This is a genomic window from Nonomuraea aridisoli, assembly GCF_003236395.1.
GTDB classification, from domain to species: domain Bacteria; phylum Actinomycetota; class Actinomycetes; order Streptosporangiales; family Streptosporangiaceae; genus Nonomuraea; species Nonomuraea aridisoli.
In genome coordinates this window covers 18,161-43,928 of record NZ_POUD01000002.1, presented here as the reverse complement: position 1 = coordinate 43,928, position 25,768 = coordinate 18,161, and the positions used below count along the sequence as shown (strand labels likewise).

General features: G+C 72.9%; 27 protein-coding genes. 17 read left to right on the top strand and 10 right to left on the bottom strand.

The window, feature by feature from the left end; all coding sequences use genetic code 11:
• Positions 1–40 precede the first annotated feature (40 nt).
• The 8 genes from C1J01_RS00855 (at position 41) to C1J01_RS49495 (ending at position 6,351) form a co-directional block, all read left to right on the top strand.
• A complete protein-coding gene (locus C1J01_RS00855; RefSeq protein WP_111175113.1) occupies positions 41–463 on the top strand; it encodes a diol dehydratase small subunit in 423 nt (140 codons plus the stop codon).
• Positions 464–492: 29 nt separating this feature from the next.
• Positions 493–2,217 carry a propanediol/glycerol family dehydratase large subunit gene (locus tag C1J01_RS00850; protein WP_111175112.1) on the top strand — a complete coding sequence of 575 codons (1,725 nt, stop codon included), beginning with the start codon at positions 493–495 and terminating at the stop codon, positions 2,215–2,217.
• Positions 2,214–2,795: a propanediol/glycerol family dehydratase medium subunit gene (locus C1J01_RS00845; RefSeq protein ID WP_111175111.1), complete on the top strand. Its 582-nt coding sequence runs from the start codon at positions 2,214–2,216 to the stop codon at positions 2,793–2,795. Before C1J01_RS00850 ends, C1J01_RS00845 begins: the two co-directional genes overlap by 4 nt.
• Before the next feature lie 3 nt (positions 2,796–2,798).
• Complete coding sequence (locus C1J01_RS00840; RefSeq protein ID WP_111175110.1) at positions 2,799–4,643, top strand: diol dehydratase reactivase subunit alpha; 1,845 nt, start codon at positions 2,799–2,801, stop codon at positions 4,641–4,643.
• Positions 4,644–4,648: 5 nt separating this feature from the next.
• The gene (locus tag C1J01_RS00835) at positions 4,649–5,107 is read left to right on the top strand and encodes a glycerol dehydratase reactivase beta/small subunit family protein (protein WP_111175109.1); all 459 of its coding nucleotides are present in this window, start codon (positions 4,649–4,651) and stop codon (positions 5,105–5,107) included.
• Positions 5,104–5,520 carry a GlcG/HbpS family heme-binding protein gene (locus tag C1J01_RS00830; protein ID WP_111175108.1) on the top strand — a complete coding sequence of 139 codons (417 nt, stop codon included), beginning with the start codon at positions 5,104–5,106 and terminating at the stop codon, positions 5,518–5,520. Before C1J01_RS00835 ends, C1J01_RS00830 begins: the two co-directional genes overlap by 4 nt.
• A 313-nt stretch (positions 5,521–5,833) precedes the next feature.
• Positions 5,834–6,163, top strand: a complete 330-nt coding sequence (locus C1J01_RS00825) for an ATP-grasp domain-containing protein (protein WP_111175107.1) — start codon at positions 5,834–5,836, stop codon at positions 6,161–6,163.
• A 32-nt stretch (positions 6,164–6,195) separates the two neighbouring features.
• The gene (locus tag C1J01_RS49495; RefSeq protein ID WP_181448506.1) at positions 6,196–6,351 is read left to right on the top strand and encodes a hypothetical protein; all 156 of its coding nucleotides are present in this window, start codon (positions 6,196–6,198) and stop codon (positions 6,349–6,351) included.
• 391 nt (positions 6,352–6,742) lie between these two features.
• Here the strand turns inward: C1J01_RS49495 and C1J01_RS00820 are convergent, their stop codons facing one another.
• The 3 genes from C1J01_RS00820 to C1J01_RS00810 form a co-directional block, all read right to left on the bottom strand.
• Complete coding sequence (locus tag C1J01_RS00820) at positions 6,743–7,756, bottom strand: hemolysin family protein (protein ID WP_111175106.1); 1,014 nt, start codon at positions 7,754–7,756, stop codon at positions 6,743–6,745.
• Positions 7,753–9,099 (bottom strand): hemolysin family protein, encoded by a 1,347-nt coding sequence (locus C1J01_RS00815; protein ID WP_111175169.1) that lies wholly within the window; start codon positions 9,097–9,099, stop codon positions 7,753–7,755. The genes C1J01_RS00820 and C1J01_RS00815 overlap by 4 nt, the downstream gene beginning before the upstream one ends.
• A gap of 146 nt (positions 9,100–9,245) precedes the next feature.
• Positions 9,246–9,908, bottom strand: coding sequence for a class I SAM-dependent methyltransferase (locus C1J01_RS00810; protein ID WP_111175105.1), 663 nt, complete (start codon positions 9,906–9,908; stop codon positions 9,246–9,248).
• A 300-nt stretch (positions 9,909–10,208) separates the two neighbouring features.
• Here C1J01_RS00810 and C1J01_RS00805 point away from each other — a divergent pair, with 300 nt between their 5' ends.
• From C1J01_RS00805 to C1J01_RS00795, 3 genes are all read left to right on the top strand, one after another.
• Positions 10,209–11,279 (top strand): cation diffusion facilitator family transporter, encoded by a 1,071-nt coding sequence (locus tag C1J01_RS00805; RefSeq protein WP_111175104.1) that lies wholly within the window; start codon positions 10,209–10,211, stop codon positions 11,277–11,279.
• A gap of 57 nt (positions 11,280–11,336) precedes the next feature.
• The gene (locus C1J01_RS00800) at positions 11,337–11,687 is read left to right on the top strand and encodes an ArsR/SmtB family transcription factor (RefSeq protein WP_111175103.1); all 351 of its coding nucleotides are present in this window, start codon (positions 11,337–11,339) and stop codon (positions 11,685–11,687) included.
• A gap of 394 nt (positions 11,688–12,081) precedes the next feature.
• Positions 12,082–13,395 carry a hemolysin family protein gene (locus C1J01_RS00795; protein WP_111175102.1) on the top strand — a complete coding sequence of 438 codons (1,314 nt, stop codon included), beginning with the start codon at positions 12,082–12,084 and terminating at the stop codon, positions 13,393–13,395.
• A gap of 31 nt (positions 13,396–13,426) precedes the next feature.
• On the opposite strand, the gene C1J01_RS00790 is transcribed toward C1J01_RS00795, so the two are convergent.
• Complete coding sequence (locus tag C1J01_RS00790) at positions 13,427–14,563, bottom strand: MFS transporter (RefSeq protein WP_111175101.1); 1,137 nt, start codon at positions 14,561–14,563, stop codon at positions 13,427–13,429.
• Positions 14,564–14,667: 104 nt separating this feature from the next.
• Positions 14,668–15,828 carry an FAD-dependent oxidoreductase gene (locus C1J01_RS00785; protein ID WP_220039660.1) on the bottom strand — a complete coding sequence of 387 codons (1,161 nt, stop codon included), beginning with the start codon at positions 15,826–15,828 and terminating at the stop codon, positions 14,668–14,670.
• A gap of 80 nt (positions 15,829–15,908) precedes the next feature.
• Between C1J01_RS00785 and C1J01_RS00780 the strand changes: the two genes are divergently transcribed.
• From C1J01_RS00780 to C1J01_RS00770, 3 genes are all read left to right on the top strand, one after another.
• Positions 15,909–16,400, top strand: coding sequence for an RNA polymerase sigma factor (locus C1J01_RS00780; RefSeq protein WP_111175100.1), 492 nt, complete (start codon positions 15,909–15,911; stop codon positions 16,398–16,400).
• Positions 16,397–16,873 (top strand): SRPBCC family protein, encoded by a 477-nt coding sequence (locus C1J01_RS00775; RefSeq protein ID WP_146615426.1) that lies wholly within the window; start codon positions 16,397–16,399, stop codon positions 16,871–16,873. The genes C1J01_RS00780 and C1J01_RS00775 overlap by 4 nt, the downstream gene beginning before the upstream one ends.
• A gap of 153 nt (positions 16,874–17,026) precedes the next feature.
• Entirely contained in the window at positions 17,027–17,839 is an 813-nt protein-coding gene (locus tag C1J01_RS00770) for an SAM-dependent methyltransferase (protein ID WP_111175098.1), read from the top strand.
• A 51-nt stretch (positions 17,840–17,890) separates the two neighbouring features.
• On the opposite strand, the gene C1J01_RS00765 is transcribed toward C1J01_RS00770, so the two are convergent.
• Both C1J01_RS00765 and C1J01_RS00760 read right to left on the bottom strand, forming a co-directional pair.
• Entirely contained in the window at positions 17,891–20,005 is a 2,115-nt protein-coding gene (locus C1J01_RS00765; RefSeq protein WP_220039659.1) for a SpoIIE family protein phosphatase, read from the bottom strand.
• A gap of 162 nt (positions 20,006–20,167) precedes the next feature.
• Complete coding sequence (locus C1J01_RS00760; protein WP_111175097.1) at positions 20,168–21,067, bottom strand: LysR family transcriptional regulator; 900 nt, start codon at positions 21,065–21,067, stop codon at positions 20,168–20,170.
• Positions 21,068–21,178: 111 nt separating this feature from the next.
• On the opposite strand from C1J01_RS00760, the gene C1J01_RS00755 reads away from it, so the two are divergent.
• Positions 21,179–22,498, top strand: coding sequence for an aspartate aminotransferase family protein (locus C1J01_RS00755; protein WP_111175096.1), 1,320 nt, complete (start codon positions 21,179–21,181; stop codon positions 22,496–22,498).
• Between the two features lie 12 nt (positions 22,499–22,510).
• Here the strand turns inward: C1J01_RS00755 and C1J01_RS00750 are convergent, their stop codons facing one another.
• The 3 genes from C1J01_RS00750 to C1J01_RS00740 form a co-directional block, all read right to left on the bottom strand.
• The gene (locus C1J01_RS00750; protein ID WP_146615425.1) at positions 22,511–22,825 is read right to left on the bottom strand and encodes a Rossmann-fold NAD(P)-binding domain-containing protein; all 315 of its coding nucleotides are present in this window, start codon (positions 22,823–22,825) and stop codon (positions 22,511–22,513) included.
• 68 nt (positions 22,826–22,893) lie between these two features.
• Positions 22,894–23,388, bottom strand: a complete 495-nt coding sequence (locus C1J01_RS00745; RefSeq protein WP_111175166.1) for a MerR family transcriptional regulator — start codon at positions 23,386–23,388, stop codon at positions 22,894–22,896.
• A gap of 10 nt (positions 23,389–23,398) precedes the next feature.
• Complete coding sequence (locus tag C1J01_RS00740) at positions 23,399–24,253, bottom strand: SDR family NAD(P)-dependent oxidoreductase (RefSeq protein WP_111175094.1); 855 nt, start codon at positions 24,251–24,253, stop codon at positions 23,399–23,401.
• Between the two features lie 139 nt (positions 24,254–24,392).
• Between C1J01_RS00740 and C1J01_RS00735 the strand changes: the two genes are divergently transcribed.
• On the top strand, positions 24,393–25,052 hold the full coding sequence (locus C1J01_RS00735; protein ID WP_111175093.1) for a glycosyltransferase family 2 protein: 660 nt from the start codon (positions 24,393–24,395) through the stop codon (positions 25,050–25,052).
• Complete coding sequence (locus C1J01_RS00730; RefSeq protein WP_328589580.1) at positions 25,049–25,759, top strand: TIGR04282 family arsenosugar biosynthesis glycosyltransferase; 711 nt, start codon at positions 25,049–25,051, stop codon at positions 25,757–25,759. The genes C1J01_RS00735 and C1J01_RS00730 overlap by 4 nt, the downstream gene beginning before the upstream one ends.
• The last annotated feature ends 9 nt before the right edge of the window (positions 25,760–25,768 follow it).

The window sequence follows — 25,768 nt, the reverse complement described above, 5'->3', positions numbered from 1 at the left end:
CCACGGACGGCGCTCCGCCGCCGATCCGAGAGAAGGTCCGATGGCTCCCGAAGAGCTGGATCCGCGGCGCGACTACCCGCTGGCGTCCCGCCGCCCCGAGCTGATCAGGACGCCGACCGGCAAGCCCCTCGACGACATCACCATCGAGGCCGTGCTGAGCGGCGCCGTGACCGCCGACGACCTGCGGATCACGCCGCGGACGCTGCAGTTGCAGGCGCAGATCGCCGAATCCACCGGCAGGAGGCAGCTCGGGCAGAACCTCCGCAGGGCCGCCGAGCTGACCGCGCTGCCCGACGAGAAGGTGCTGGCCGTCTACAACGCGCTGCGCCCCCGCGCCGCCACCAAGGACGAGCTCCTCCGGATCGCCGACGAGCTGGAACGGGACTACGCCGCCACGCTGTGCGCGCGGCTCGTCCGGGAGGCCGCCGACGTCTACGAGCGCAGGGACATCCTCGCGCGCTGAGCGCGTCTTTCACGTCCGGAAGGTGAGACATGACCATCCAGAGCGCGCCGGGCCACCAGACCCCGGCGGCCCGGCCCCGGTCCAGGCGCACCGAGCTGCTGGAGCAGCGGCCGGTCAACCTCGACGGCTTCGTGGAGGAATGGCCCGAGGTCGGCATGGTCGCCATGGACAGCCCGTACGACCCGAAGGGCGGCATCCGCCTGGAGAACGGGACCGTCGTGGAGATGGACGGCAAGGCGAGGGAGGACTTCGACTTCCTCGACCGGTTCATCGCCGACCACGCCATCGACGCCGCGGCGGCCGTACGGGCGATGGCCCTGTCCCCCACCGAGATCGCGCACCTGCTGGTGGACCCGAAGGTGTCCCGGCAGGAGGTGCTCTCCGTGTCGTGCGGGCTCACCCCGGCCCGGCTGCTCGAAGTCGTCAGGACCATGAACGTGGTCGAGATGATGATGGCGCTGCAGAAGATGCGGGCCCGCCGTACGCCCGCGAACCAGGCGCACTCGACCAGCGCGCGGGACAACCCCGTCCAGGTCGCCGCGGACGCCGCGGAGGCCGGGCTGCGCGGGTTCCGGGAGCTGGAGACCACCCTCGGCGTGGTGCGGTACGCCCCGCTGGTGGCCATCGCGCTGCAGGTGGGCGCGCAGAGCGGCCGTCCCGGCGTGCTCACCCAGTGCGCGCTGGAGGAGGCCACCGAGCTGGAGCTGGGCATGCGCGGCATCACCGGCTACGCGGAGACCATCTCGGTGTACGGCACCGAGCAGGTCTTCTGCGACGGCGACGACACCCCCTGGTCGAAGGCGTTCCTGGCCTCTGCCTACGCCTCGCGGGGGATCAAGATGCGCTTCACCTCCGGCACCGGCTCGGAGGTGCAGATGGGCAACGCCGAAGGCAAGTCGATGTTGTACCTGGAGATCCGCTGCATCCTGGTCGCCAAGGGGGCCGGGGTGCAGGGCCTGCAGAACGGCTCGATCAGCTGCATCGGCGTGCCGGGCGCGGTGCCCGCCGGGATCCGCGCGGTGCTCGCGGAGAACCTGATCGCCAGCACCGTCGACCTGGAGTGCGCCTCCGGCAACGACCAGTCCTTCTCCCACTCCGACATGCGCCGCACCGCCCGGCTGATGCCGCAGCTGCTGCCCGGCACCGACTTCATCTGCTCCGGGTTCTCGGCCGTGCCGAACTACGACAACATGTTCGCCGGCTCGAACCTCGACCCGGAGGACTTCGACGACTGGAACGTGATCCAGCGTGACCTGCAGGTGGACGGCGCCCTCCGGCACGTCCCCGAGGCGGAGATCCTGGCCGCCCGCGACCGGGCCGCCCGGGCGTTGCAGGGCGTGTTCGCCTACCTCGGCCTCGCGCCGATCAGCGACAAGGAGATCGAGGCGGTCACGTACGCCCACGGCAGCAAGGAGCTGCCGCCCCGCGACGTGCTGGAGGACCTCAAGTCGGCGCAGTCCGTCATGGACCGGGGCATCACCGGCCTCGACATCGTCAAGGGGCTGGACGCCTCCGGGTTCCCCGACGTGGCCGAGGCGCTGCTCGGCGTGTTGCGGCAGCGGGTGTCCGGCGACCTGCTGCACACCTCGGCGATCCTGACCCCGGAGCTGACCACGCTGTCGGCCGTCAACGACGCCAACGACTACGCCGGCCCCGGCACCGGGTACCGGCCGAGCGGCGCGCGGTGGGAGGAGATGAAACGGCTGCGGCACGTCGTCAGCGCCCGCAACCCCGAGCAGGAGGTCGACCGATGACCGACACCGTGGCGGGAGCCCGGACGCTCGAACTGCGGGAGAAGGGCCCGGCGATGCCCGGGCGCCGATCCGACGAGGTGGTCGTCGGGCTGTCCCCGGCGTTCGGCGACTTCTTCTCCAAGACCATCGTCGGCGTCCCGCACGCCGACGTGCTGCGCGAGCTGCTGGCCGGGGTGGAGGAGCAGGGGATGCACGCGCGCGTGGTCCGGTTCCGGGCGAGCGCCGACCTCGCGGCGATCGCGCACGCCGCGGCACGGTTGTCCGGATCGGGCATCGGCGTCGGCATCCTGTCCCGCGGCACCACCATGATCCACCAGAAGGACCTGCTCCGGCTGTCCAACCTGGAGCTGTTCCCGCAGGCGCCGCTGCTGGACCTGGAGACGTTCCGCCTGATCGGCCGCAACGCCGCGCGGTACGCCAAGGGCGAGTCGCCCGAACCCGTCCCCTCGCGCAACGACCACATGGCCCGCCCCCGCTGGCAGGCCAAGGCGGCGCTGCTGCACATCAAGGAGACCGAGTTCGTGCGCCCGGGCGCGGAGCCGGTGGAGCTGGACGTGCTGATCCGTACGGCCGGTTGAGCCATGGGCCTGGTCGTCGGGGTGGACATCGGCAACTCGACCACGGAGGCGTGCGCCGCGGACGTCGCCGCCGACGGGACCGTCATCTACCTGGCCGCGGCGCTGGGCAGGACCACGGGCGTCAAGGGCACGACGGAGAACGTCGCGGGCGTCGCCGACGTCGTGCGCCGGGCGCTGGCGGCAGCCGGCCCCGTGGCCGGTCGCGACCCGGCCGGGCTCCACGCGGTGCTGGTCAACGAGGCAACCCCGGTGATCAGCGGGCTCGCGATGGAGACGATCAGCGAGACGATCATCACGGAGTCCACGATGATCGGCCACAACCCGGACACCCCGGGCGGCGTGGGGCTGGGCGTCGGCACCACCGTGGCCTTCTCCGACCTGCCCGCGTGCGCGCCCGGCGGCGAGGTCGTCTGCGTCGTCGGCGCGGGCGTCGACTTCGAGGACGCCGCCGCCGGGATCAACGCCGCCACCGCGCGCGGCGTCCACGTCACCGGCGTGATCGTGCGGGCCGACGACGCCAACCTGATCGCGAACCGGCTGGACCGGCCGGCTCCGGTGGTCGACGAGGTGACGCTGGTGGACCGGGTCCCGCTCGGCATGCGGGCCGCCGTCGAGGTCGCCGAGGCCGGCCGTACCATCAAGACCCTGTCGGACTGCTACGGCATCGCCACGGTGTTCCGGCTCGACCCCGAGCAGACCCGCATGATCGCGCCGGTGGCGCGGGCGCTGGTGGGCAACCGGTCGGCCGTCGTGGTGCGCACCCCCGCCGGCGACGTCACCGGCCGCAGGATCCCGGCCGGCACGCTGTCCCTGATCGGCGAGACGGTGAAACGCACCGTCGAGGTGGACGCCGGCGCCGACGAGATCATGGCGGCGCTGCGCCGGGTGCGGCCCCTCGCCGACGCCGTCGGCGAGCCCGGCACCCACGTCGGCGGGATGCTCGCCCGCGTCCGCGACACCATGGCGCGGCTCACCGCGACGCCCGCCGACGCCGTGCGGATCCAGGACGTGCTCGCCGCGGACACCTTCGTGCCGCAGCGCGTCACCGGCGGCCTGGCGGGCGAGTTCGCGCTGGAGAACGCGGTCGCGCTGGCCGCGATGGTCCGCACCACCAGGGGACCGATGGAACTCCTCGCCGCCCGGCTGCGCGCGGAGCTCGGCGCCGACGTGCTCATCGGGGGCGTCGAGGCCGACATGGCCCTGCTGGGCGCGCTCACCACCCCCGGCGCCGGGCTGCCGCTGGCGATCCTCGACCTCGGCGGCGGGTCCACCGACGCGGCGCTGGCCACCGGGGACGGCCTGGTCCGCTCCGTGCACCTGGCCGGCGCGGGCGATCTCGTCACCAGCCTGATCGACTCCGAGCTCGGCCTGGACGACCTCGCCCTCGCCGAGGACATCAAACGGTCGCCGCTGGCGAAGGCGGAGAGCTTCTTCCACCTCCGCATGGAGGACGGCACCGTCCGCTTCTTCCGGGAGCCGCTGCCCGCCGACGCGTTCGCCCGGGTCGTCGTGCTCGGCGACACCGGCCTGCGCCCGATCCCCACCCGGCACACCGTCGAGAAGATCCGCCAGGTGCGCCGATCGGCCAAGCGGCGCGTCTTCGTGGTCAACGCCCTGCGCGCGCTGGAGCAGGTGGCGCCCGGGGGCGCCGTCAGGAACATCGGCTTCGTGGTCGTCCTGGGCGGCTCCGCGCTGGACTTCGAGATCCCCGACATGATCGCGGAGGCGTTGGCGGAGTTCGGCATCGTCAGCGGCACCGGCAACGTGCGCGGCGCCCAGGGCCCGCGCAACGCGGTCGCCACCGGCCTGGTCGCGAGCCACGCGGCGACGCGGGCGCGGGGAGACTGAACGACATGCCGCACTCCCCCGCACGGCACCGGCCCGCCGTGGTGGTGCTCCACCACCCGGGACCTCGGAGCCGCCGCTGCCTGGGCGACGTCACGGCCGGTCTGGAAGAGGAGGGCGTGCCGTTCCGCATCGAGCAGGCCGAGGAGACGGGCGGGCCGGACCGCGCCGAGCAAGCTGAGGAGGGCGGGCCGGACCGCGTCGAGGAGGCGTGGCGTGCTCGGGAGGGCGGTGCGCGGGAGCTGGCGTTCGCGGCGGCGCAGGCCTCCGAGCTCGACGTGGGCGTGGGCGTGGACGCCGCGGGCGACGTGTGCGTGCACCATGCCAAACTCCCGCCGCACGCACCCGTGGCGGCGGGCCCGGCGCGCGGCGCACGGGTCATGGGACACAACGCGGGCCGGCTCGTCGCCGGCATCCCGTTCAAGGGCATGCCGCCGGAACCCGTCTCGAAGGGAGCTGCATCATGACCGTACGGCTCGACCTGGCGGGCGCCCGCCGCGTGCTGGACGCCGCACTGGACAGGGCCGTGGAGATCGGCCGGCCGATGAACGTCGCCGTGGTCGACGGCGGCGGGCACCTCCTGGCGTTCGCCCGCCAGGACGGCGCGAAACTCGGCAGCATCGACATCGCCATCCGCAAGGCCAGGACCGCCGCGCTGATGGCGACGACCACCGAGGACCTCGGCACGTCCGCCGCCCCCGGCGGGCCGCTCTTCGGCGTCCAGGTGACCAACGGCGGCCTGGTGATCTTCGGCGGCGGCATCCCCCTGACGGCGGCCGACGGCGAGATCGCCGGCGCCATCGGCGTGAGCGCCGGGACCGTCGAGCAGGACATCACGGTCGCCCGCGCGGGCGCGGACGCCTTCCCGGCTGAGCCGTGATCGACGCCGCGCGGGACCAGGCCGGTGGTCCCGAGGTCGCGCGTCTGTCACGCGCCGCCGAGGCGCTGCGCCGGCGCAGGGTGGCCACGGTGGTGCCGCCGTTCGCCGCGCTGGCCGCCGTACAGGACAAGGTGTCGGCCTTCACCACCCTCGCCGGGCTCGGTCTGCCGCAACCCCCGTCGGCGGTGTCACGAGCACCGCCGAACTGGCCGCCTGGGACGGCTTCCCCGCCTATCTCAAACGTCCGATCGGTACGGCGACCAGCGGCGTACGCCGTCTGGAGGGGCCCGCCGACCTGGACGGCTCGTCCGCGATGCTCGTGCAGCGGGAGGTCCGCGGTCCGCTGGTGATGGTGCAGTCGGTGTTCGCCGCGGGCGCGCCGGTGGCCTTCCACGCCTGCGAACGCACTGGCGAGGGCGCGCGGGGCGGCGCGAGCCGCAAGCGGGGCCTGCCGCTGCCCGAGGTCGCCGGCCACCTGCGCAGGCTCGGCGGCGAGCTCGGCTGGCACGGCGCGTTGTCGGCGGACGTCGTCCTCACCGAGCAGGGCCCGGTGTTCATCGACGTCAACCCGCGCCTGGTCGAGCCGGTCGACGCCCTGCTGTCGGGGGTGGACCTGGCTACGCGGGCAGCGCCGAGGAGCTGACTCCGGGCCGGGATCCGCGCAGCGCGCTGCTGGTGGGGCTGGTCGCGGCGGCGACGTTCGCCCGCCCGGCCGCCTGGCGGCACTTCGCCGCGGGCAGCGTGTCGGCCTACGCCCTCAGCCCGCGAGGATGGGAGCTCATCGTGCGGGGTCAGCCGGAGGCCCCCAGGTCGGCCGAGGGCAGCCGGTGAGGTGGAACGGTCGGTCCGGCCCGCGAGCCGCAGGACGGCGATACAGACAACGGTGATCAGCATCGCGACGGCCATGGCCGGCACCGCGCGCCGCCATCGCTCGGCGCGTCCGTTCGGCGCCTGATCACGCGGCGTCTGAAGCGCGGCCCGACCGCGACGCCGACAGGTACGGCTGCTCCCCGACGCCCGTCGACGGCCCCGTATATGGGATGCGCGCGTGGACGACCGGCGGTCAGACTGGGGATGTCATCGACAGACGTGGAAGGCGTCGTGGTGCCCTATGGTCAGGAACCGAACCAGACGAGCGTCGGCGGGCACACCCGCCCTGACGCTGTGGCTGCTGGTGTGGGCGCTGAACGCTTACGAGCTCCTGCTCGTCCTGTGAGAGGAGTCAGGCGGGCACGAGCAGGGTGGTGAGCAGGTCGTCGAGGGTGATGAGACCCGTCACCGGCCCGCTCTCGGGGCGGATCAGCGCGATCTGGCTGTGTGCGGCGCGCATCCGCCCGACCGCCTCCGCCACCGACACGTCCGGCGCCAGCACCGGCAGGCGGTAGGCGAGCTGTCCGGCCGTGGTGGCCGTGCCGCGGCTTCGGGCGAGGTAGGCGTCACGCAGGTGGACGACCCCGATGGGGGCCGCGACCGGGCCGACGATCAGACGGGTGCGCTGCGCGCGCAGGCAGGCGTCGATGATCTCCTGAGGTCCGGCGCCGGCGGGCACGGCGGCCACCTGCTCGGCCGGCGTCACCAGAGCGGTGATGGCGGCGTTCGGAGCCTGGAGCGCCTGGCTGAGCACGGCGTGGTCGTCCGCCTCGATGAGGCCGAGCCGGCGTGATTCCTGCACCAGGCGCTGGAGCTGGGCCGGGGTGCGTGGCGTCGCGCCCTCCTCGCGGGGGCGGACCTTGACCAGCCGCAGCAGGCCGTTGCTGATCGCGTTGAGCGCGCTGATCAACGGTCGGACCAGCACGGTGAAGCCGCGGAACGGCAGCGCCAGGATGGTGGCCGAGCGTTCGGGATGGGCGATGGCCCACGACTTGGGCGCCATCTCGCCGAGCACCATGTGCAGGAACGTCACCAGCGCCAGCGCGATGACGAACGCCACGGTGTGCGCGGCGGCCTCGGGCAGGCCCACCGTGTGGAAGAGCGGGGTCAGGGTGCCGGCGATGAGCGGCTCGGAGACCACACCGAGACCGAGGGAGCACAGCGTGATGCCGAGCTGGGCGCCGGCGAGCATCAGCGACAGCTCCTTGATCCCCGACAGGGCGGCCGAGGCGGCCCGGCTGCCGTCGGCGGCGGCCTTCTCCAGCCGGTGACGCTTGGCGGCGACCAGGGCGAACTCCGCGGCGACGAAGAAGCCGTTGCCGACCAGCAGCACCAGGGTCAGGGCCAGGCCCAGAGGCAGGTTCACGGCCGTTCCCGATCGTCGTGGCGGTAGGGGGTCAGGCGGACGCGGTGAGGAACGTGCCGGTGGAGCGTCAGGACCTCGAGCCGGGCGCGGGTGGGCGCGCCGGGATCCAGGGTGGCGGGCAGCTCGACCCGGATGATGTCGCCGGGCGCGGCGAAGCGGCCCAGCGCGTGCAGGATGAGCCCGCCGAGCGTGTCGTAGTCGTCGGACTCCGGCAGGACGAGGCCGGTGGTGAGCGCGATCTCGTCGATGCGCAACGAGGCGTCCAGCTCCCAGCCGTCCGCGCCGCGCAGCGCGGATGGGGTGTCGCGGTCGTTCTCGTCGGCGATCTCGCCCACCAGCTCTTCGGCCACGTCCTCCCACGTCAGCAGCCCTGCCAGGCCACCGTGCTCGTCCACCACGACCGCGACCTCCTCCCCGCGGATGTGCAGCTGCTGGACCAGGTCGGGCAACGACAGGGAGAACGGCACGAGGAGCACGTCGCGGGCGACGTCGGCGACGCGTGTCCGGGCGGCCTTCTCCGCCGGGACGGCGGCGAGATCGCGCAGGCTGACCAGCCCGATCACCTCGTCCATGGTGTCGCCGAGAACGGGGTAATGGGTGTGGCCGTGGCGGGCGACGAGCACGTCCACGTCGGCGACGGCGGCCGTGCCGGAGACGGAGATCACCTCGACGCGCGGCACCATGACCTCGTCGGCGGTGTGCTCGGAGAAGTTCAGCGCGCGTTCGAGCACGTCGGCGTGGCTGCCCGGCAGGTGGCCGTGGGCCTCGGACTCGCCGATGATGTGACCGAGCTCCTCCAGCGTGGCGCCGTGGTGCAGCTCCTCGACCGGCTCGATGCCGACGGCGCGCAGCAGCCGGTTGGCCGCGGTGTCGAACAGCTTGATGACCGGCCCGGCGACGGCCAGGTAGACCAGGGTCGAGCCGGCCAGCGCGCGGGCCAGCGGTTCGGGCCTGGCCAGGGCGAGGTTCTTGGGCGCCAGCTCGCCCAGCACCATCTGGATGATCGTGGCCAGGGCGAAGCCGACCGCCAGCGCCACCGCCCCCACCATGCCCTCGGGCATGCCCAACGCGGTCAGCCCGGGAGCGATCAGCTCCGCCAGAGCCGGTCGGGCGATGAACCCGACCACCAGAGCGGTGACGGTGATGCCGAGCTGCGCGCCCGACAACATGAACGACAGCCGTTCCATCACCTTGAGGGCCTTGGCCGCCTTCTTGTCGCCCGCCGCGGCCTGCTCGGACAGGGCGAGCCGATCGGCGCTGACGTAGGCGAACTCCTGGGCGACGAAGTAGCCGGTGGCGGCCGTCAGCACGAAGATGGCCAGCAGGCCCAGCAGCGCACTCATCGCGTGCACCGGCCGGCCCGCGCGCCGGCGAGACGCCCGGGCGTACTCGTCATCGCCTTCACGACCCCCGTCCCCCTTGCGGATACTGCCCGTGCGCATCCGGTGAATGCGCACCATCGCGTTACAGGGACGCTAACTCATCTGACTTAATGCGTCGTGGGGACGGAGCCGTCGTCCGAACCCGTCCGCTCGTACAGACAGATCGTGTAGGAACGTTCGTCATGGGGGACGACGTGCTCGCCGAGAGGGCGCAGGAGGGCGTCCGCGGAGAAGTGGCGGTGCAGCCGCCGGGACTCCGGCCATGGGTGGGACGCCACCAGGACGCCTCCCGGGCGCAGCAGACCGGTCAGCCGTTCGGAGACCCGCCGGAGCAGGCGCGGGTCGCCCACGTAGTACAACATCTCCGTGCAGACGACCAGGTCGAAGGCCCCTTCGGGGGTCTGGTGCCGGATGTCCATGCACGCGAAGCGGGCCGGCGACGCGCCTCGGCCGGTGGCGCTGCGGACGGCCTGGGCGGAGACGTCCACGCCGACGGTCTCCGCCTGGGGGTGGGCCAGGGCCAGGCGATCGGTGAAGAAGCCCTCGCTGCAGCCGACGTCCAGGATGCGGGCGTACGCGCGCGGCGGCAGGGACGCGAGCAGTGACGCGTGCCGATCCTGCTCGTAGGTGTCGCGGGTGTAGCTCCAAGGGTCGGGCTTGCGGTGCCACCAGTCGAAGTAGCGGCCCAACGAAACCTGCGCGCCCTTTCCCGGCAGGCGGGACAACATCCGGAAGAACGTGCGATGGAGGGCGTCGCCCGCCTTGGACATGTCACTCCTCGAGATCACGTCCCGACCGGCGGCGGGAACACGTACGCGGGCGCACCGGCCGCTCCAAGGGGAACAGCGGTGCGCGATCTTCACCCGGTTCTCTCTTACCTACGTCATGGATTCGTCGCCTGCGTGGCCGGCCGTGCCGCGATCGTGTGTTCCGTGGATCCGTCGGCCACCGTTGTGCTGCTGCATGGTGGATGCAACTGACATGTGCTTGCGTGCGCATATGACTACATATCGGCGGGTATTACGGTACTGTCCCCCCGTGCTCCACCGAGAAGTGACGAGGAGCAGCAGATGAGCGCGCGAAGTGTCCCGGAACCGCACCACGGCCATGGACACGGACACGGACACGGACACGGCCACGGCCACGGCCACGCGTCCCCCAGGCGCACCCTGGGGGAACGGCTCCGCCACGTGGTGACGCCGCACAGTCACGACGCGGCGGCCAGGACCGACCACGCGCTGGAGACCAGCCGCCGCGGTATGCGCACTCTGGCGATCTCCTTCGTCGTGCTCACCGTCACCGCCCTCGCCCAAGTGGCGATCTTCGCGGTGTCCGGATCGGTGGCCCTGCTCGGCGACACCCTGCACAACTTCGCCGACGCCCTGACCGCGGTGCCGCTGGCGATCGCGTTCACGGTGGGCCGGCGGACGGCTTCGCGCCGGTTCACCTACGGGTACGGCCGAGCCGAGGACGTGGCCGGCATCATCATCGTGCTGATCATCGCCGCCTCGGCGGGCCTGGCCGGGTACGAGGCCGTCAAGCGGCTGATCGACCCGCAGGACGTCGAGGCGCTCGGCTGGGTCGCCGCCGCGGGCGTCGTCGGCTTCCTCGGCAACGAGCTGGTGGCCCGCTACCGGATCAAGGTCGGTCGCGAGATCGGTTCCGCGGCCCTCGTCGCCGACGGCCTGCACGCCCGCACCGACGGCTTCACGTCACTGGCCGTGCTGCTCGGCGCAGCCGGGGTATGGGCCGGCTGGCCGTACGCCGACCCGGTCATCGGCCTGCTCATCACCGTCGCGATCCTCTACGTGCTGCGTGACGCCGCCCGCGAGGTCTACCACCGGCTGATGGACGCCGTCGACCCCGCGCTGATCACCAAGGCCGAGCAGGTCGTCGCCGGGACCCCCGGCGTGCGCCGCGTCGGCTCGCTGCGCATGCGCTGGATCGGCCACGCGCTCCGGGCGGAGGTCGAGATCGTGGTGAGTCATGAGCTCTCCCTGGTCGAGGCGCACGCCGTGTCGGTGGAGGCCGAGCACCGGCTCCTCCACGACGTGCCGCGTCTGCGGGCCGCCACGGTGCACGCCGACCCCGACGGGCCGGACGGCACCGACCACCACGCCGTCCTGCTCGCCCACCGATAGCCTCGGCCGCCGCGTGCGCCCCGCCACCGGTCGCCGCCGCCGCTCTACGATGTGGTCATGAGCATGAGCGCGGCACACGCAAATGCGCTGACCTCCCAGCAGAGGGACGAGCGGTTCGAGGTCGCCGCCTCCGTTCTGGCGCTTCTCGCCGATCGCACGCGACTGGCGCTGCTGAGCCAGCTGAGCCTCGGCGAAGCCGATGTCACCACCCTGACCGAGGCCATCGGCGCCCCCCGTCCTTCTGTCAGCCAGCACCTGGCCAAGCTCCGGCTCGCCGGCTTGGTGTCCACCCGCAAGGACGGGCGCCGGGTCGTGTACTCCCTCCACCACGGACACCTCCGCCGGCTGGTCGAGGAGTCGCTCAACGTCGCCGACCACCAGATCGGATCACTGCCACCGCATGACTGAGCGCCACCTTGGCGGCCCGACCCCTCTGGGAACCGGGTCCTGGCGGTGTCCGGCATCATCCTCGTCCTGCTGCGTTCGTCAGTTCACCGCCGGACCCGGGGAACAGGGCGGTACGGCGTGGAACTTCCCTCCGGCCTCACCCGTTGTCAGGCATGACTGTGCCGCTGGGCGAAGAACGGAGTGACGAGTCTCCCGTGGAGGAGTGCAGTACCAGGCCGGGCTCTGGTCCGGCGCACCCTCACCCGCGCGCTCCCGCGCCACGGCCGTGTCATGTCATCCGCGTACCGGCCGGCAGCTCTCGTCCGGCCGGGGATGACGCATTCTCCTGTCGGCTGACGACAACCCCCTTCACCGGCCTGACGCCGGATCATCATGTTCAAGGAGCCCTTCTGCCGTGGACGGCTATTGGTTTCAGCTCGCCCTCGTCGTGGTCCTGGTCATCGTCAACGCGGTCTTCGCCGGTAGCGAGCTGGCGTTGATCTCGCTGCGGGAAGGCCAGCTGCGCCGGCTGGAACAGCGCGGCGCCGGCGGCAAGATCCTGGTCCGCCTCGCCCGCGACCCCAACCAGTTCATGGCCACCATCCAGCTGGTCATCACCCTGTCGGGCTTTCTCGCCTCGGCCACCGCGGCGGTCACCCTGGCCGAGCCGCTGGTGCCGCTGCTCGGCTTCCTCGGCGACGCCGCCGGCCCGGTGTCCATCGTCCTGGTGACGATCGTCCTGACCTTCCTCACGCTGGTCTTCGGCGAGCTGGCGCCCAAGCGGGTGGCCATGCAGCGCGCCGAGACCTGGGCCATGCTGGCCGCCCGCCCGCTGAGCCTGATCGCCACCCTGTCCCGGCCTGTCGTGTGGGCCCTGGCCGCCTCCACCGACCTGGCCGTGCGGCTCATGGGCGGCGACCCGAAACGGCACCGCGAGGAGATCAGCCCCGAGGAGATCCGCGACCTGGTGACGTCGCACCGCGGCTTCACCCCCGAACAGCGCATGATCATCTCCGGCGCCGTCGAGATCACCGAACGTGTCCTGCGCGAGGTGCTCATCTCGCGCCGGCAGGTGTTCACCCTGGCCGCCGACACCCCCACCGGCACCGCCCGCCGCCTGCTGGCCGCCTCCGGTCACTCCCGCGCGCCCGTCATCCGTGACAACAGCCTGGAGGACGTCGTCGGCATCGCCAACCTGCGCGACCTGCTCACCGACGAGAGCGCCGTCACCGCCGCCGACGTGGCCCGTCCGCCGCTGTTGCTCCCCGACAGCCTGCCCGTCTCCGACGCGCTGCGCCGTTTCAAGTCCGAACGCCAGCAGTTCGCCCTCGTCATCGACGAACGCGGCTCGGTCGACGGCATCGTCACCCTCGAAGACCTGCTGGAGGAGGTCGTCGGCGAGATCTACGACGAGACGGACCGCGACGTCGTGAACGTCACCCGCGAGGCCGACGGCAGCCTGGTGCTGCCCGGTACCTTCCCCGTGCACGACCTGCAGGACGTCGACGTGCACCTGGAGGAGCGCCCCGACGGCGACTACACCACCGTCGCCGGTCTCGTCCTGGCGCTGCTCGGCCGGGTCCCCACCGCCCCGGGCGAGCACGTCGTCACCGGTGGCTGGCGGCTGCGCGTCCTCGCCGTCGAGGGCCACGCCATCACCCAGGTCCGGCTGACCCCCGTTCCAGAGCCCACCCTCGACGCTCAGGCACAGGCAGAACAGCCTGCCTGAGCCGGCGGCAGGGCGGCACGCGACGCCCCCGTCAGACGGCGGACGCCGGCAGGCGGCGCAACATCAGCGGCACCACCAGGAACGCCACGCCCGCGGCGAGGAACGCGCCGGCCCCCATCGTGCCGACGGCGGTGCCGGCCAGCGCCGCCAGCGGCGGGACCGCGGGTTGCGCCACGCCCCACGACGATCCTTGGAAGGCGAACCAGCGAGGCCGGTCGGCCTGCGGCGCGGCGTCGGCGACGACCGACTGCCAGCGGCCCAGCAGCACGCTGTTGACGGCGGTGCAGCCGAGGTAGGCGGCGATGGTGAGCGCGGGAGCGGTGGTGGACGCCATCACCAGCGCGAGCACCCCGAGCAGCAGCGTCCCCACTCCGAGGATCAGCCCGTGGGAGCGCCCCGCGAGCAGCCGGCGGGCCGCCCACAGCGCCGGCGGCGCCAGCGCGGCGGCGCCCGCCAGCGTCAGGCCGGGCAGCCACGCCGGAGCGCCCCGCTCCAGCAGCGCCAGCGGCAGATACATCATCACCGCGAGGGAGCCGACCGCGAACACGGTGCCCGCCACGGTCAGGCGCAGCAACGCGGCGGGCGGCCGCCAGCGCCCGGCCCCCTCACCGCGCCCCCTGCCGGGCCGGGCGTCGTCGCGGGGCAGGAACGCCACCGCCACGAAGGCCGCGGCCAGGCAGGTGAGCGCGTCGGCGGCCACCAGCCAGCGCACCCCCAACGGCAGCAGCACCGCCGCGAGCACGCCCGCCGCCGCCCCTGCCGCCGACAACGTCACCCCCAGCACCGCGTACGTGGTGTGGCGCTGCTCGCCCGAGCTCACCCGCGCCAGCAGCTCCTGCGAGGCGGGTTCGTACAGCTCGAAAGCGAGGCCGACCAGGGCGATGGCGATCAGCACCTGCGCGGGCCCCTGCGCGAGCGTGAGCGCGACCAGGGCCAGGCCGGTCGCGGCCAGGCCGGCGGCCAGCACCCCGCGTGGCGAGAACCGGTCGAGCAGGAACGCCCCCGCCCAGCGCGAGACCAGCGCCGTCACCCCGAACAGGGCCAGCGCCGCGGCGGCCAGCTCGGGGCCGGCGAGCACAGCCAGGAACGACAGCGCATAGGCGCCGAGCGCGTTGAGGATCCGCACCCACAGCAACGTCCGCGCCGCCGACGGCAGAGATCTCCACATGCAAGCCCCCCGGGAACGCCGACGAAGGCGTCATCCTCGCACGAGCGACCGACAGATTCGGGCGGGCCGCTCCACCGTGGCCGGGCACGTGAGTGACCCGTCCATCACCCGGTCTTCCAGCCGCTCGCCGTGCGTCCGTACGAGGAGGTCTCGCCGAGCTGCTGGAGGGCGAGTCGCGCGGCGCTGACGCCGACCTCGGCGAGCAGGCCGGGCGCGGCGGACTGGTCCGTGGCCACGGCGAGCGTGCCGGCGCGGCCGACGGCCGGGCGGTCGTGCCAGGTCGTCCCGGGCAGGTCGAGGGCTCCGGTGCAGTCCGTGCGCAGGGCGCTGCGGTGCCACCGCACCGCGGCGCGCCAGCCGGGCCAGGAATCGTCGAGGAGCCGCTGCACGCGGCGTTCGGCGTCGGCTTTCCGCTCGCCTGGGGCACAGGCGGCGGAGATCTGGACGAGTTCGTGCCCGGGCGGGGCAAAGGTGGGGTCGGCGAGGCTGTAGCGGGCGGCGTAGATCCGGTCGTCGAGGTCCATCGCGCGGAACCACTCCGGGCCGCCGCCGGCCCGCAGGCCCAGGTCGATCGTCGCCACGCGGGCGCCGGGCCAGGTGAGCGATCGGTCGCCGGTCAGCAGGCGCGCGGCGGCCAGGCTGGTGGCCAGGATCGCAGGGCCCGCGGGCAGGGCGGACACCCGGGTCCGGGTGCGTATCCGCACGCCGAGGCCGGCGGCTCGTTCGGCCAGCAGGTCGACCAGGGTGGACCACCCGCCCACCACGTACCGGGCGCCGCCGGCCAGCGCCCGGCGCAGGCGCTGCCGGACGAACGCGGCCGAAAGCCGCCCCGGGTCGTGGTCGAAGGTGAAGATGAAGGCCACTCCGATGACGGCCTCGGCCGTCCTGGCGTCGACGTGCCGGAGCAGCCACGCGCGGAACGACTCCGCCGCGGGCGCCTCGGCGGGCAGCGCGGCGATGGCGTGGCCGAGTTCGGCCGGCCACGGGCCGAACCGGCCGCCCGCCCGGACGAGGGCGGCATGGCGCGGCGCCGCCACGATCGGCGGGGTGAGGCCGCGGCGCTCCAGCCACGCCCACCACGGCCCGTCCACGTAGATCGCGTGGGGACCGAGGTTGGCCCGGTAGGGGGCCGCCGGTGTGCGTGCCCGCCCGCCCGGCCGGGAATGCGCCTCGGCGACGGTCACCCGCCGGCCGTGTTCGGCCGCCTCGATGGCGGCGGTGAGCCCGGTCAGGCCGGCGCCGACGATGTGCAGGTCTGGTTTCACAGGACAGGCCTCTCTGCGTGACGTCCTCCAGGCTGAAAGTGGCGGAGAACTCGCGAAAGGTTCCTTGTAATCTTCCTGGCGTGGACCCCGAGGACGTCGCCGCCGCTCAGCAGGGGGACGCGCTCGCGCTGGACCGGCTGCTCGACGAACTGGCCCCGTACGTCCGCCGCTTATGTGCTCGGATCGCCCCGGCGGCGGCCGACGACGCGACGCAGGAGGCCCTGCTGGCGATCTTCCGGGGCCTGCCCTCGCTGCGCGCCCCTGAGGCGATCATGACCTGGGTACGGTCGGTCACCGTCCGGACGGCGATCCGGCTCGCCCACCGGCATGACCTGGAGATCGCCGCGGAGGGGACGCTCATGAGCCGCCCCGCCTCCTCGCTGGAAGGGCTCGTGGACATCGATGACGCCCTGGCGCGCCTGCCGGTCTCCCAGCGCGTCGTGCTGGTCCTGCGCACCCGCGAAGGCCTCAGCGAACAAGAGATCGCCACCACGTTGGGGATCCCGATAGGAACCGTGAAATCCCGGCTGCATCGGGCCAGGGCCGCGTTCCGGGAGGTGTGGGAATCATGAACGATCCTGTGGCGCTCCCCGATCTCGACCCGCTCGACCGCCTGGCCGTTCTCGCGGCCGCCCTGCCCGGCGCCGCCGTCGGGCGGCGCCGCGTCGCCGCCCCCTTCGAGGCCGTGTGGCGGGTCGTCGCGGACCTGGAACACGCCACTCCCCGCTACGAACCCGGCGTCGCCGAGGTGCGTGTCATCGAGCGGCGCGGTGAGTTCCTGCGCCTGATCGTGCGGGACACCGCCGGGCGCGAGGACTCGATGGACGCGAGGCTCCGGCCGGGCTGGTGCCTGATGCAGTCCGCCACGATCGTCATCGCCTTCGCCGCCCGCCCCGTGGGCGGCGAGACCCTGCTGGCGCATCTGGAACACCGGCGCGGGCAGCCCCCCGGCGGAACCGGGTCGCAGTCTCTTCCCGACGCGCTCGCGAAGATCGACCAGGAGCTCCGCACCATCGAAAGGCTCGCCACCCGCCATGGCCGCTGACTTCCGGCACGGTCGCGGGTGATGCCGGCCTGGCGTTTCCCGCGCGGGCCGTGGCCCGCCTCATCGGTGATCGAACAAGATCGCGGCAGCGGGCACGATGGTGCGCTAGTGTCGATGTAAGTATTCGATCTTGATAGGGGATGGTCTTCCACCATGCGTGACAGCGATGCCGAGGCGTCCGCCTGGGCCCGTGTAGACACCACTGTGCCCCACTCCGCTCGGGTATGGGACTTCCTTCTGGGAGGCAAGGACCACTTCCCGGTGGACCGTGAGGCCGGCGAGACCTTGCTGCGGCTGTTCCCCGACTTCGCGATGGTCGCCCGGCTGCAGCGCGAATTCCTCATCCGCTCCGTCCGCTACCTCGTCCAGGAAGCCGGGATCCGGCAATTTCTGGACATCGGCACCGGGCTGCCCACGGCGAACAACACGCACGAGGTCGCCCAGGGCATCGCCCCCGAGACCCGCGTCGTCTACGTCGACCACGATCCCATCGTGCTGGCGCACGCCCGTGCCCTGCTGACCAGCGCCCCCGAGGGCGCCACGGACTACGTCGACGCGGACGTCCGCCGTCCCGACATCATCCTGGAGGAGGCCGCGAAGACCCTCGACCTCAGCCGGCCGACGGCGGTCATGATGCTGAGCATCGCGGGGCAGGTGACGGACGACGACGACCCGCGCGGCATCGTCGAGCGGCTCATGCGTCCCCTGGCGTCCGGGAGTTACCTGGCGCTGAGCGACGGCACGAACACCAACCCGGCCCTGATCGAGGCCGTCACCGCCTACAACCGGAACGCCGCCAACACCTACCAGCTCCGCTCCCCCGAGCAGATCGCCGGTTTCTTCACCGGCCTGGAGGTCGTGGAGCCCGGCGTGGTGCCCACGCCGGAGTGGCGCCCCGACCCCGACCGCTGGGACGAGCCGGCCGGCGTGATCAGCGCCGTCTGCGGGGTGGCGCGCAAACCGTGAGCCCGCAAGCCTGAGCCCGCAAACCGTGCGTCCGCATGCCCTGAGCCCGCGTCACGCGCAGTGCTCGAGGACGAGCAGCGCGATGTCGTCGGCCCGCTGCGCGGTGTGCGGCGCGTGTTCGAGCAGGGTGTCGGCGAGCTCCTGCGGCGGCCGCCCCACCGCGCCCGTCAGCAGGCAGGCGAGCGCGCCGATGGCCTCCTCGATGTCGCCGTGGGGCGTCTCCACGAGCCCGTCGGTGTACATCGCCAGCAGGGCGCCGGGCGGGAAGGGCACCACGACGGCGGGGTAATCGGCGCCGTCGTCCACGCCGAGAGGCGGTCCGACCGGCACGTCGATGATCTCTCCCGGCGCGTTCGGCGGGCGCAGCAGCGGCGGCGGGTGGCCGGCGCTCGCCGCGCGCAGCGTGCGCAGCCGCAGGTCGACGTGGACGAGCAGGCAGCTGGTGAACAGCTCGGTCTCCGTCTCGATGAGGAGCCGGTTGGTGAACGTGAGCGCCTCGCCGGGGCCGGCGCCGGCGGCGGCGTGGGTGCGGACGGCGGTGCGCACCTGCCCCATGAGCGCGGCGGCGGTGATGTTGTGTCCCTGGACGTCGCCGATGACCGCCATGGCCGTGTCGTCCAGGCGGATGAGATCGTAGAAGTCGCCGCCGATCTCCACTCCGTGGGTGGCGGGCAGGTACCGGGCCGCCGCCGCCAGGCGGGGGATCTCGGGCAGCCTGCGCGGCAGCAGCGTCTCCTGCAGACCGTGCGCCAGGCGTTCCTTGGCGTCGTAGAGCAGGGCGCGGTCCAGGGCCTGGGAGATCAGCTCGGTCAGCGTGGTCAGGCCGGCACGGTCCTCGCCGGTGAACGAACGTGGCTCGCCGAAGGCGAGCACGCAGACACCCGCCGTGCCGTCCGAGCCGCCGATCGGCAGGAAGGCCCACGCCGACATGCGGTCATGCTCCGCGGCGTACGGATACAGCCGCCGCAGCTCGTCCGGGCTGGAGTAGAATGCGGGCTCGCCGGTGCGGATGGCGCGTTCGGCCGGTGTGGGCAGGGTCAGCGGGACGCCGTCGAACCGGTCCAGCACCTCGCGCTCGTACCCGCAGGAGCCGACGATCTTCAGCTTGCCGCCCTCGGCTATCGCCACCGCCATCGCCTGGACCTTGACGACGGGCATGATGTGGTCGGCGAACAGATCGACGATCTCCTGCACCTTGAGCGCCCGGGTCAGCGCCGCGGCGAACGGCACGAAGTTGTAGAAGACCTCTTCCCTCGACAGGTCGCGGGCGCCGAACACCGGCGGATGCTGCGGTGCCGCCTCGTCCTGCGGGGTGAGGGTCAGGCGCAGGCTGATGCCGGTCGGATCCGGGAAGAGCCGGAATTCCAGGCGGCGGCCGTCCGGCCGGTGCGTCACGCAGCAGGTGACCTCCTGGTTGACCACCGCCGCTCTGAAGCGGTCTTCGAACAAGGGCTCCTGGAGCCAGGCCGTCGTCTCCCACAGGGGCTTTCCCAGCAGGTCGGTCACCTCGCCGCCGAGGAGTTCGGCCGCCGTGGGGTTGAGGAACGTGATGCGGCCCTCCAGGTCGAGCGTGACGCACCCTTCGTGCAGGCGGTCGACGTAATCGGAGGCGCCGCTCGCGTATTCGGGATCCGGTGCCCGCCTCCGTACCGGAGGGATGACGCGGGGTTCGCCGGTGGGTCGCACGGGATGTCCGTTCTCGGCCGCCCGCTCCAGCAGGGCGGCCAGTTTCTCGGAGCTCAGGGTGATGACGTCCAGCTCCTGGGCGGAGAGCTCACGGGGGTGCGAGGGCGGCCAGATCAGCGACCAGCAGCCCCATACGCGGTCTTTGCCCTCGATCGGGGCCGCGGCCACGGCGAAGCGGTACGGCAGGGCCAGCGCGGTCGAGGGGAAGCGGCGGGCCATCTCCTCGTGGTCGGGCACCCATACCAGGCTGCGCCGGCGGACGGCGAGCGCCGCCGGGGCGGTGGCGTTCAGCCGGAGCCTGGTCCACGGCCTGGCGATCTGGGCGGGAAGGCCGATCTCCGCGTCCATCAGCATGAGCTGACCCTCGCCGGCCGCGAGATAGAGCACGCCGATGTGCGCACCCGTCGCGCGAGCGGCTTCGCCGAGCACCTCGTCCAGCGCCGAGGCGCACTGCCGGGCGGTCCGGTCGTCGCTGGGCACGGCTCAGCAGGCTCCACTCCGCGGCGACATGGACCACCAATCTCCCAAACCGGTCATATCGCCCACGATAGGCACCCGGAGGCGGGACGACCGCGTTCATGGCCGGATCCTGAGCGCCGCTTGGCGCGACCATTGGCATTCCGGGCATCTCACCCGTGCTGGTCAATCCGCTCGGGCCGCGCTGTCGCGCAGCCGTGCCACCGCGCGGGCGATGAGCTCGCCGCGGCGCCGGTCGCGGCGGGCGTGGACGACGATGCGCCGCAGGACGGCGGGGCGGACCACGGGCCTGGCGACGACTCCGCCGGGGAGCTCCGCGACGGCCAGTCGCGGCAGGACGGCGACTCCGACGCCCGACGCCACCAGCCGCAGCGCCGCCCGATGGTCGTCCAGGCGGGCGGCATAGCGCGGCGTGAACCCGGCGGCCCGGCAGGCGCTCTGGATGATCTGGCCGATCGGGCTGTCGTAAAGGTCGTGATCTACCCAGGGTTCGCCTTCGAGGTCCCGGAGGGCGAGTTCGGGGGCGCCGGCGAGCGGGTGCGTCCCGGGGAGCACGGCGACGAGCCGCTCGACGGTGAGCTCGTGCCGCCGGTAGCCGTCGAGGTGCACCTCGGCTCCGTCGGCTGGCTCCGTCCGGATGTCGAGGTCCGGTCGCCGGCGGCCGCGCCCGTCGACGGGTTCGTTGAGGCTGATCTCGACGGTGAGGTTCGGCTGGTGCCGGCGAACGGTCCGGACGACGTCCGGGATCCATCGTTCGGCCGCGGAGGCGAAGCAGGCGATCGCCAGGTGTTGCGCCTGGCCGCCCCGCAGGTCCGCGACGACGCGTTCGAGGCGTCCGAAGTCGGCGAGGAGCGACTGGGCCTGGTCCGCCAGGTGTCGCGCGGCGTCGGTGGGGACGATGCCGCGCCCCTGCTTCTCGAACAGGACCAGACCGGTCTCCTTCGCCAGGGCGGTCATGTGCTGGCTGATCGTCGCGGGCGAGTAGCTGAGGTTTCGGGCCGCTCTGTTGATCGACCCGGCCTCCAGGACCGCGCGCAGGATCGCGAGACGTCGCGGGTTCAGCATGACGCCCACCGTAAGGCAAGGCCGAACGGTGAGCCGTATTTGTTTGCTTGTTACGACTCTTGCGGACGATCGAAGATGGCATCACGACATCTCGGTCAGAGAGGGTGGGCGATGGACACGACGTTCTGGGACGAGGCGGACCGCCTCCTGATCCGCTACGGAGCCGGCTTCACCCCGCGGGTCATCGAACGCGCCTCCGGCGCGCACGTCTTCGACCGCCAGGGCACGCCGATCCTCGACTTCACCTCGGGCCAGATGAGCGCCATCCTCGGCCACGCGCACCCGGACATCGTGGCGACGGTCTCCTCCGCGGTCGCCTCGCTGGATCACCTCTACAGCGGCATGCTCAGCGCTCCGGTGCTGGAGCTGGCCGACAGGCTCACCTCGACCCTGCCTCCCGTGCTGAGCAAGATGTTGCTGCTCACCACGGGCGCCGAGGCGAACGAGGCCGCGATCAAGATGGCCAAGCTCTTCACCGGCCGCTACGAGATCGTCTCCTTCGACCGCTCCTGGCACGGCATGACCCAGGGGGCGGCCTCCGCGACCTTCTCGGCCGGGCGGCGCGGCTACGGCCCGCCGACGCCGGGCAACCTCGCCCTGCCCGCGCCGAACGCCTACCGTTCGCCCTTCCGGTCGTCCGACGGGTCGTACGACTGGGAGGCCGAGCTCGCCTACGGCTTCGCCCTGGTCGACCGGCAGTCCGCCGGGAGCCTCGCCGCCTGCCTGGTCGAGCCCGTCCTGTCCTCGGGCGGGATCATCGACCTGCCGCCCGGATACCTGCGCCGGCTCAAGGAGATGTGCGAGGAACGCGGGATGTTGCTCGTCCTCGACGAGGCGCAGACCGGGCTCGGCCGGACCGGGACGATGTACGCGTTCGACCGCGACGGGGTCACCCCCGACATCCTGACGTTGTCGAAGACCCTCGGAGCCGGGCTGCCCGTGGCGGCCGTCGTCACCTCCGCCGGGATCGAGCAGGTCTGCCACGACCGGGGGTTCCTCTTCTACACCACGCACGTCTCCGACCCGCTGGCGGCCGCCGTCGCGCTGACCGTCCTCGAGGTCATCGAACGCGACGAGCTCGTCGAACGCGCCGCGCGGCTGGGCGGTCAGCTCGCCGACCGGCTGCTGGCCCTCCGCGACCGCTACGAGGTCGTCGGCGACGTGCGCGGCCGTGGCCTGCTCCAGGGCGTCGAGCTCGTGAAGGACAAGAAGAGCAAGTCCGCCGCCGACGCGCTGGGCGCCGCCGTCACCTCGGCCTGCCTGGAACGAGGCCTGCACATGAACATCGTCCAGCTGCCCGGCATGGGAGGCATCTTCCGCATCGCCCCACCCCTGACGATCACCGAGGACGAACTCCACACCGGCGTGGACATCCTCGAGTCCGCCCTCAGGGCCGTGCTCGACACCGCCACCGAATTCGGGGAACCGTGATCGCCGGGGCGATCAAGCCGCCGGGAAATCAGCGGCACGCGCGACGGCCTCCTGGCCGCGGAGCTCGGCCAGCACGGCCTCCAGCCGGTGCAGCACGCGGTCGTACCCCGCGCTCCCCAGGACGAGCCGCTGGGGCGGGTCGTCCTGATCGATCGCGGCGATGACGGCACGGACTCCGCGCTCGGGATCGCCGGGCTGCTCGCCGTCCTCGGCGATCATGCCGTCGCGGACGGCGGCGAGCATCGGCCAGTAGTCCGGCACCCTCTCGTCGATCGACTGGCCGGCGAAGCCCGCGTAGGCCCGGGTACGGAAGGCGCCCGGCTCCACCGCGAGCACCTTGATCCCGAAAGGCGCCTGTCAGGGGCGCCGACGGCACCGCAGGCCGTGACAGGCGTTCAGGACGCGGCGGGGTCGAGGACGCGGACGTCCGGCCCCGTCGAACCCCCGTACGTGGCGATCTTGTACTCGATGGCCGCGAGCGACAGGGTCAGCTCACGGATCCGGCGGCGGACGGCGTCGCGGTGTTCGACCAGCATGCCGAGCCGCTCGGGCGTCGTGTGCTCCCCCTCGTCGACGAGTGAGACGTACTCCCGCAGCTCGCGCATCGGCATGCCGGACAGCCGCATCCGGGTGAGGAACACCAGGCGGCGCACCGCGCCGGCGTCGTAGACGCGATGACCGTTGCCGTCGCGGGCCACCTCGACCAGCCCGGCCCGTTCGTAGTAGCGCAGGGTGTGGGGCGAGACGTCGAGAAGGTCGGCGACCTCGGCGATCGTCATCGGCTCGGACACGTCGGACGGCCCGGTGACCCGGTGGATCGCCTCGACCGACAGCGGGCCGTCGTCGCCGAGCGTCTCGAGCGCCCTGGTCATCAGGTCGTCGGTGGTCATGGCCACCAGCCTAGATCGGGCGGACCGAGGCCGGGACGCCCTCGAAGTCGGCGCTACGGGCCGTCCCGGCCCACCGCTCCACCTCCTCCAGGCCGCGCCGGTACGCGCCCGAGATGCGCTCGACCGCCTCGCTCCCGAGCGGCAGCCGCAGCGGGGCCGCGTCACCGCGTGTGAGGGACAGGATGATCTCGGCCGCCCGTCTGGGGTCGCCTTCCTGGATGCCGTCGGCTCCGGCCATGTCCGCGCGGACGGCGGCGAGCAGGTCCCGGTAGGAGTCGGACGGCTCGGCGAACTCGAGCGCCGCGTGGAAGCCGGTCCTGAACCGGCTGGGCTCGGCGATCACCACCCGGATCCCGAACGGCGCGACCTCCCCGGCCAGCGCCTCGGACCAGCCCTCGAGGGCGAACTTCGACGCGGAGTACGCCGACACGCCCGGGAACGACATCCGCCCGCCCTGGCTGCTCATCTGCACGATCGTCCCGCCGCGCTGCGCGCGCATCACGGGCAGCGCCGCGCGGACGAGGGCGGCGGGGCCGAACAGGTGCAGGTCCATCAGCTCCCGCAGCTGCGCGTCGCCGACCTCCTCGACCGCTCCCACCACGGCCCGGCCCGCGTTGTTGACGAGCACGTCGAGCCGGCCGAAACGATCGAGGGCGTCCCGCACGAGTCCCGGCGCGGCGGCGACGTCCCGGACGTCGAACGCCGCGGCCAGGCAGGTGTCCGGGTACCGCGCCTCCAGGTCGGCCACGCCCCGGGGGTCGCGCACCGCCGCCACCACGTGGTCGCCCGCGGCGAGCGCCGTCTCCGTGAGCGCGCGCCCGAAGCCGCGGGACGCGCCGGTGATGATCCAGGTCTGTGTCGTCATGGCGGTGACGCTAGGGCTTGGAGCGCGCTCGAACGCAAGACGCCCTGCGAATTCAGCGAGTTCCCGTGCCGGGGTCATTTCTCGGAAAGGCGGCTTTTCGCGTGGGAGTCGCGGCGGAGGCGCCGCATAGCGTCGGCGCATGGACATCGACGTGGTGATGCCCTGCCTGAACGAGGCGGAGGCGCTTCCGTGGGTGCTCGGGCGCCTGCCGCGCGGCTTTCACGCGATCGTGGTCGACAACGGGTCGGCCGACGGATCCGCCAAGATCGCGGCCGAGCTCGGCGCCACGGTCGTGAGCGAGCCGCGCCGCGGGTTCGGGGCCGCCTGCCACGCGGGCCTGACGGCAGCCGCCTCGGACGTCGTGTGCTTCATGGACGCCGACGCGTCACTGGACCCCGAGCAGCTGCCCCGGGTCTGCGGCCCCGTCGTCTCGGGCGCGGCCGGCCTCGTGCTCGGCCGGCGGGTCCTGCGGCCGGGCGCGTCGTGGCCGGTGCACGCCCGGCTCGGCAACGCCGTGCTGGCCGCGACGTTGCGGCGCCGTACGGGTGCTCCGCTGCACGATCTGGGGCCGATGCGGGCCGGCGGACGGCGGGAGCTGATCGGTCTGGGACTGGTCGACCGGCGCTTCGGCTACCCGCTGGAGATGGTCCTGCGCGCGGCGGAGGCGGGGTGGCGCATCGGCGAGGCCGAGGTCGACTACCTGCCCCGCAAGGGCAGGTCGAAGGTGACCGGCACGGTGCGCGGGACGCTGCGGGCGATCGGCGACATGCGGCGCGTCATGGCCCGGCGGGCCGGGTGAGCCCGGCGGGCCGGGTGAGCCCGGCGGGCCGGGTGAGCCCGGCGTACGGCGCGACGGGGCGGGACGGCGACGCCGCTGGTCAGCTGCTCGTGATCGCCAAGGAGCCCGTCCCCGGACGGGTCAAGACCCGGCTCGTGCCGCCGCTCACTCCGGGGGAGGCCGCCGCCCTGGCGGGCGCGGCTCTGGAGGACACGTTGCGGACGGTCGCCCAGGTCCCGGCCGCGCGGCAGGTGCTCGTCCTGGACGGCGCCCCGGGTCCGTGGCTGCCCGCGGGCTTCACCGTGCTGCCGCAGCGCGGGCGGGGTCTGGACGAACGGCTGGCGGCGGCGTTCGAGGACGCGCACCGGTCGCTGCCCGTGCCGGCCGTGCTCATCGGCATGGACACGCCGCAGGTCACCCGCGGCCTGCTGGCCGACGCGCTGACGTCGCTGGCCGGTCACGACGCGGTGTTCGGCCCCGCGAACGACGGCGGCTTCTGGCTGCTGGGCCTGCGCGTCCCCGACCGCGCGCTGCTGCTCGGCGTACCGATGTCGGAGCCCGCCACCGGTGAGATCCAGCTGCGAAGACTGAGGGAGACGGGGATGCGCGTCGCCTTGATGCCGTGCCTGACCGATGTGGACACCATGGCCGAGGCCGTCGAGGTGGCGGCGCTGATCCCGGGCTCGCGCTACGCCGCCGCGCTCGCCGCGATCGGGGCGGCACGATGACCGGTTCGC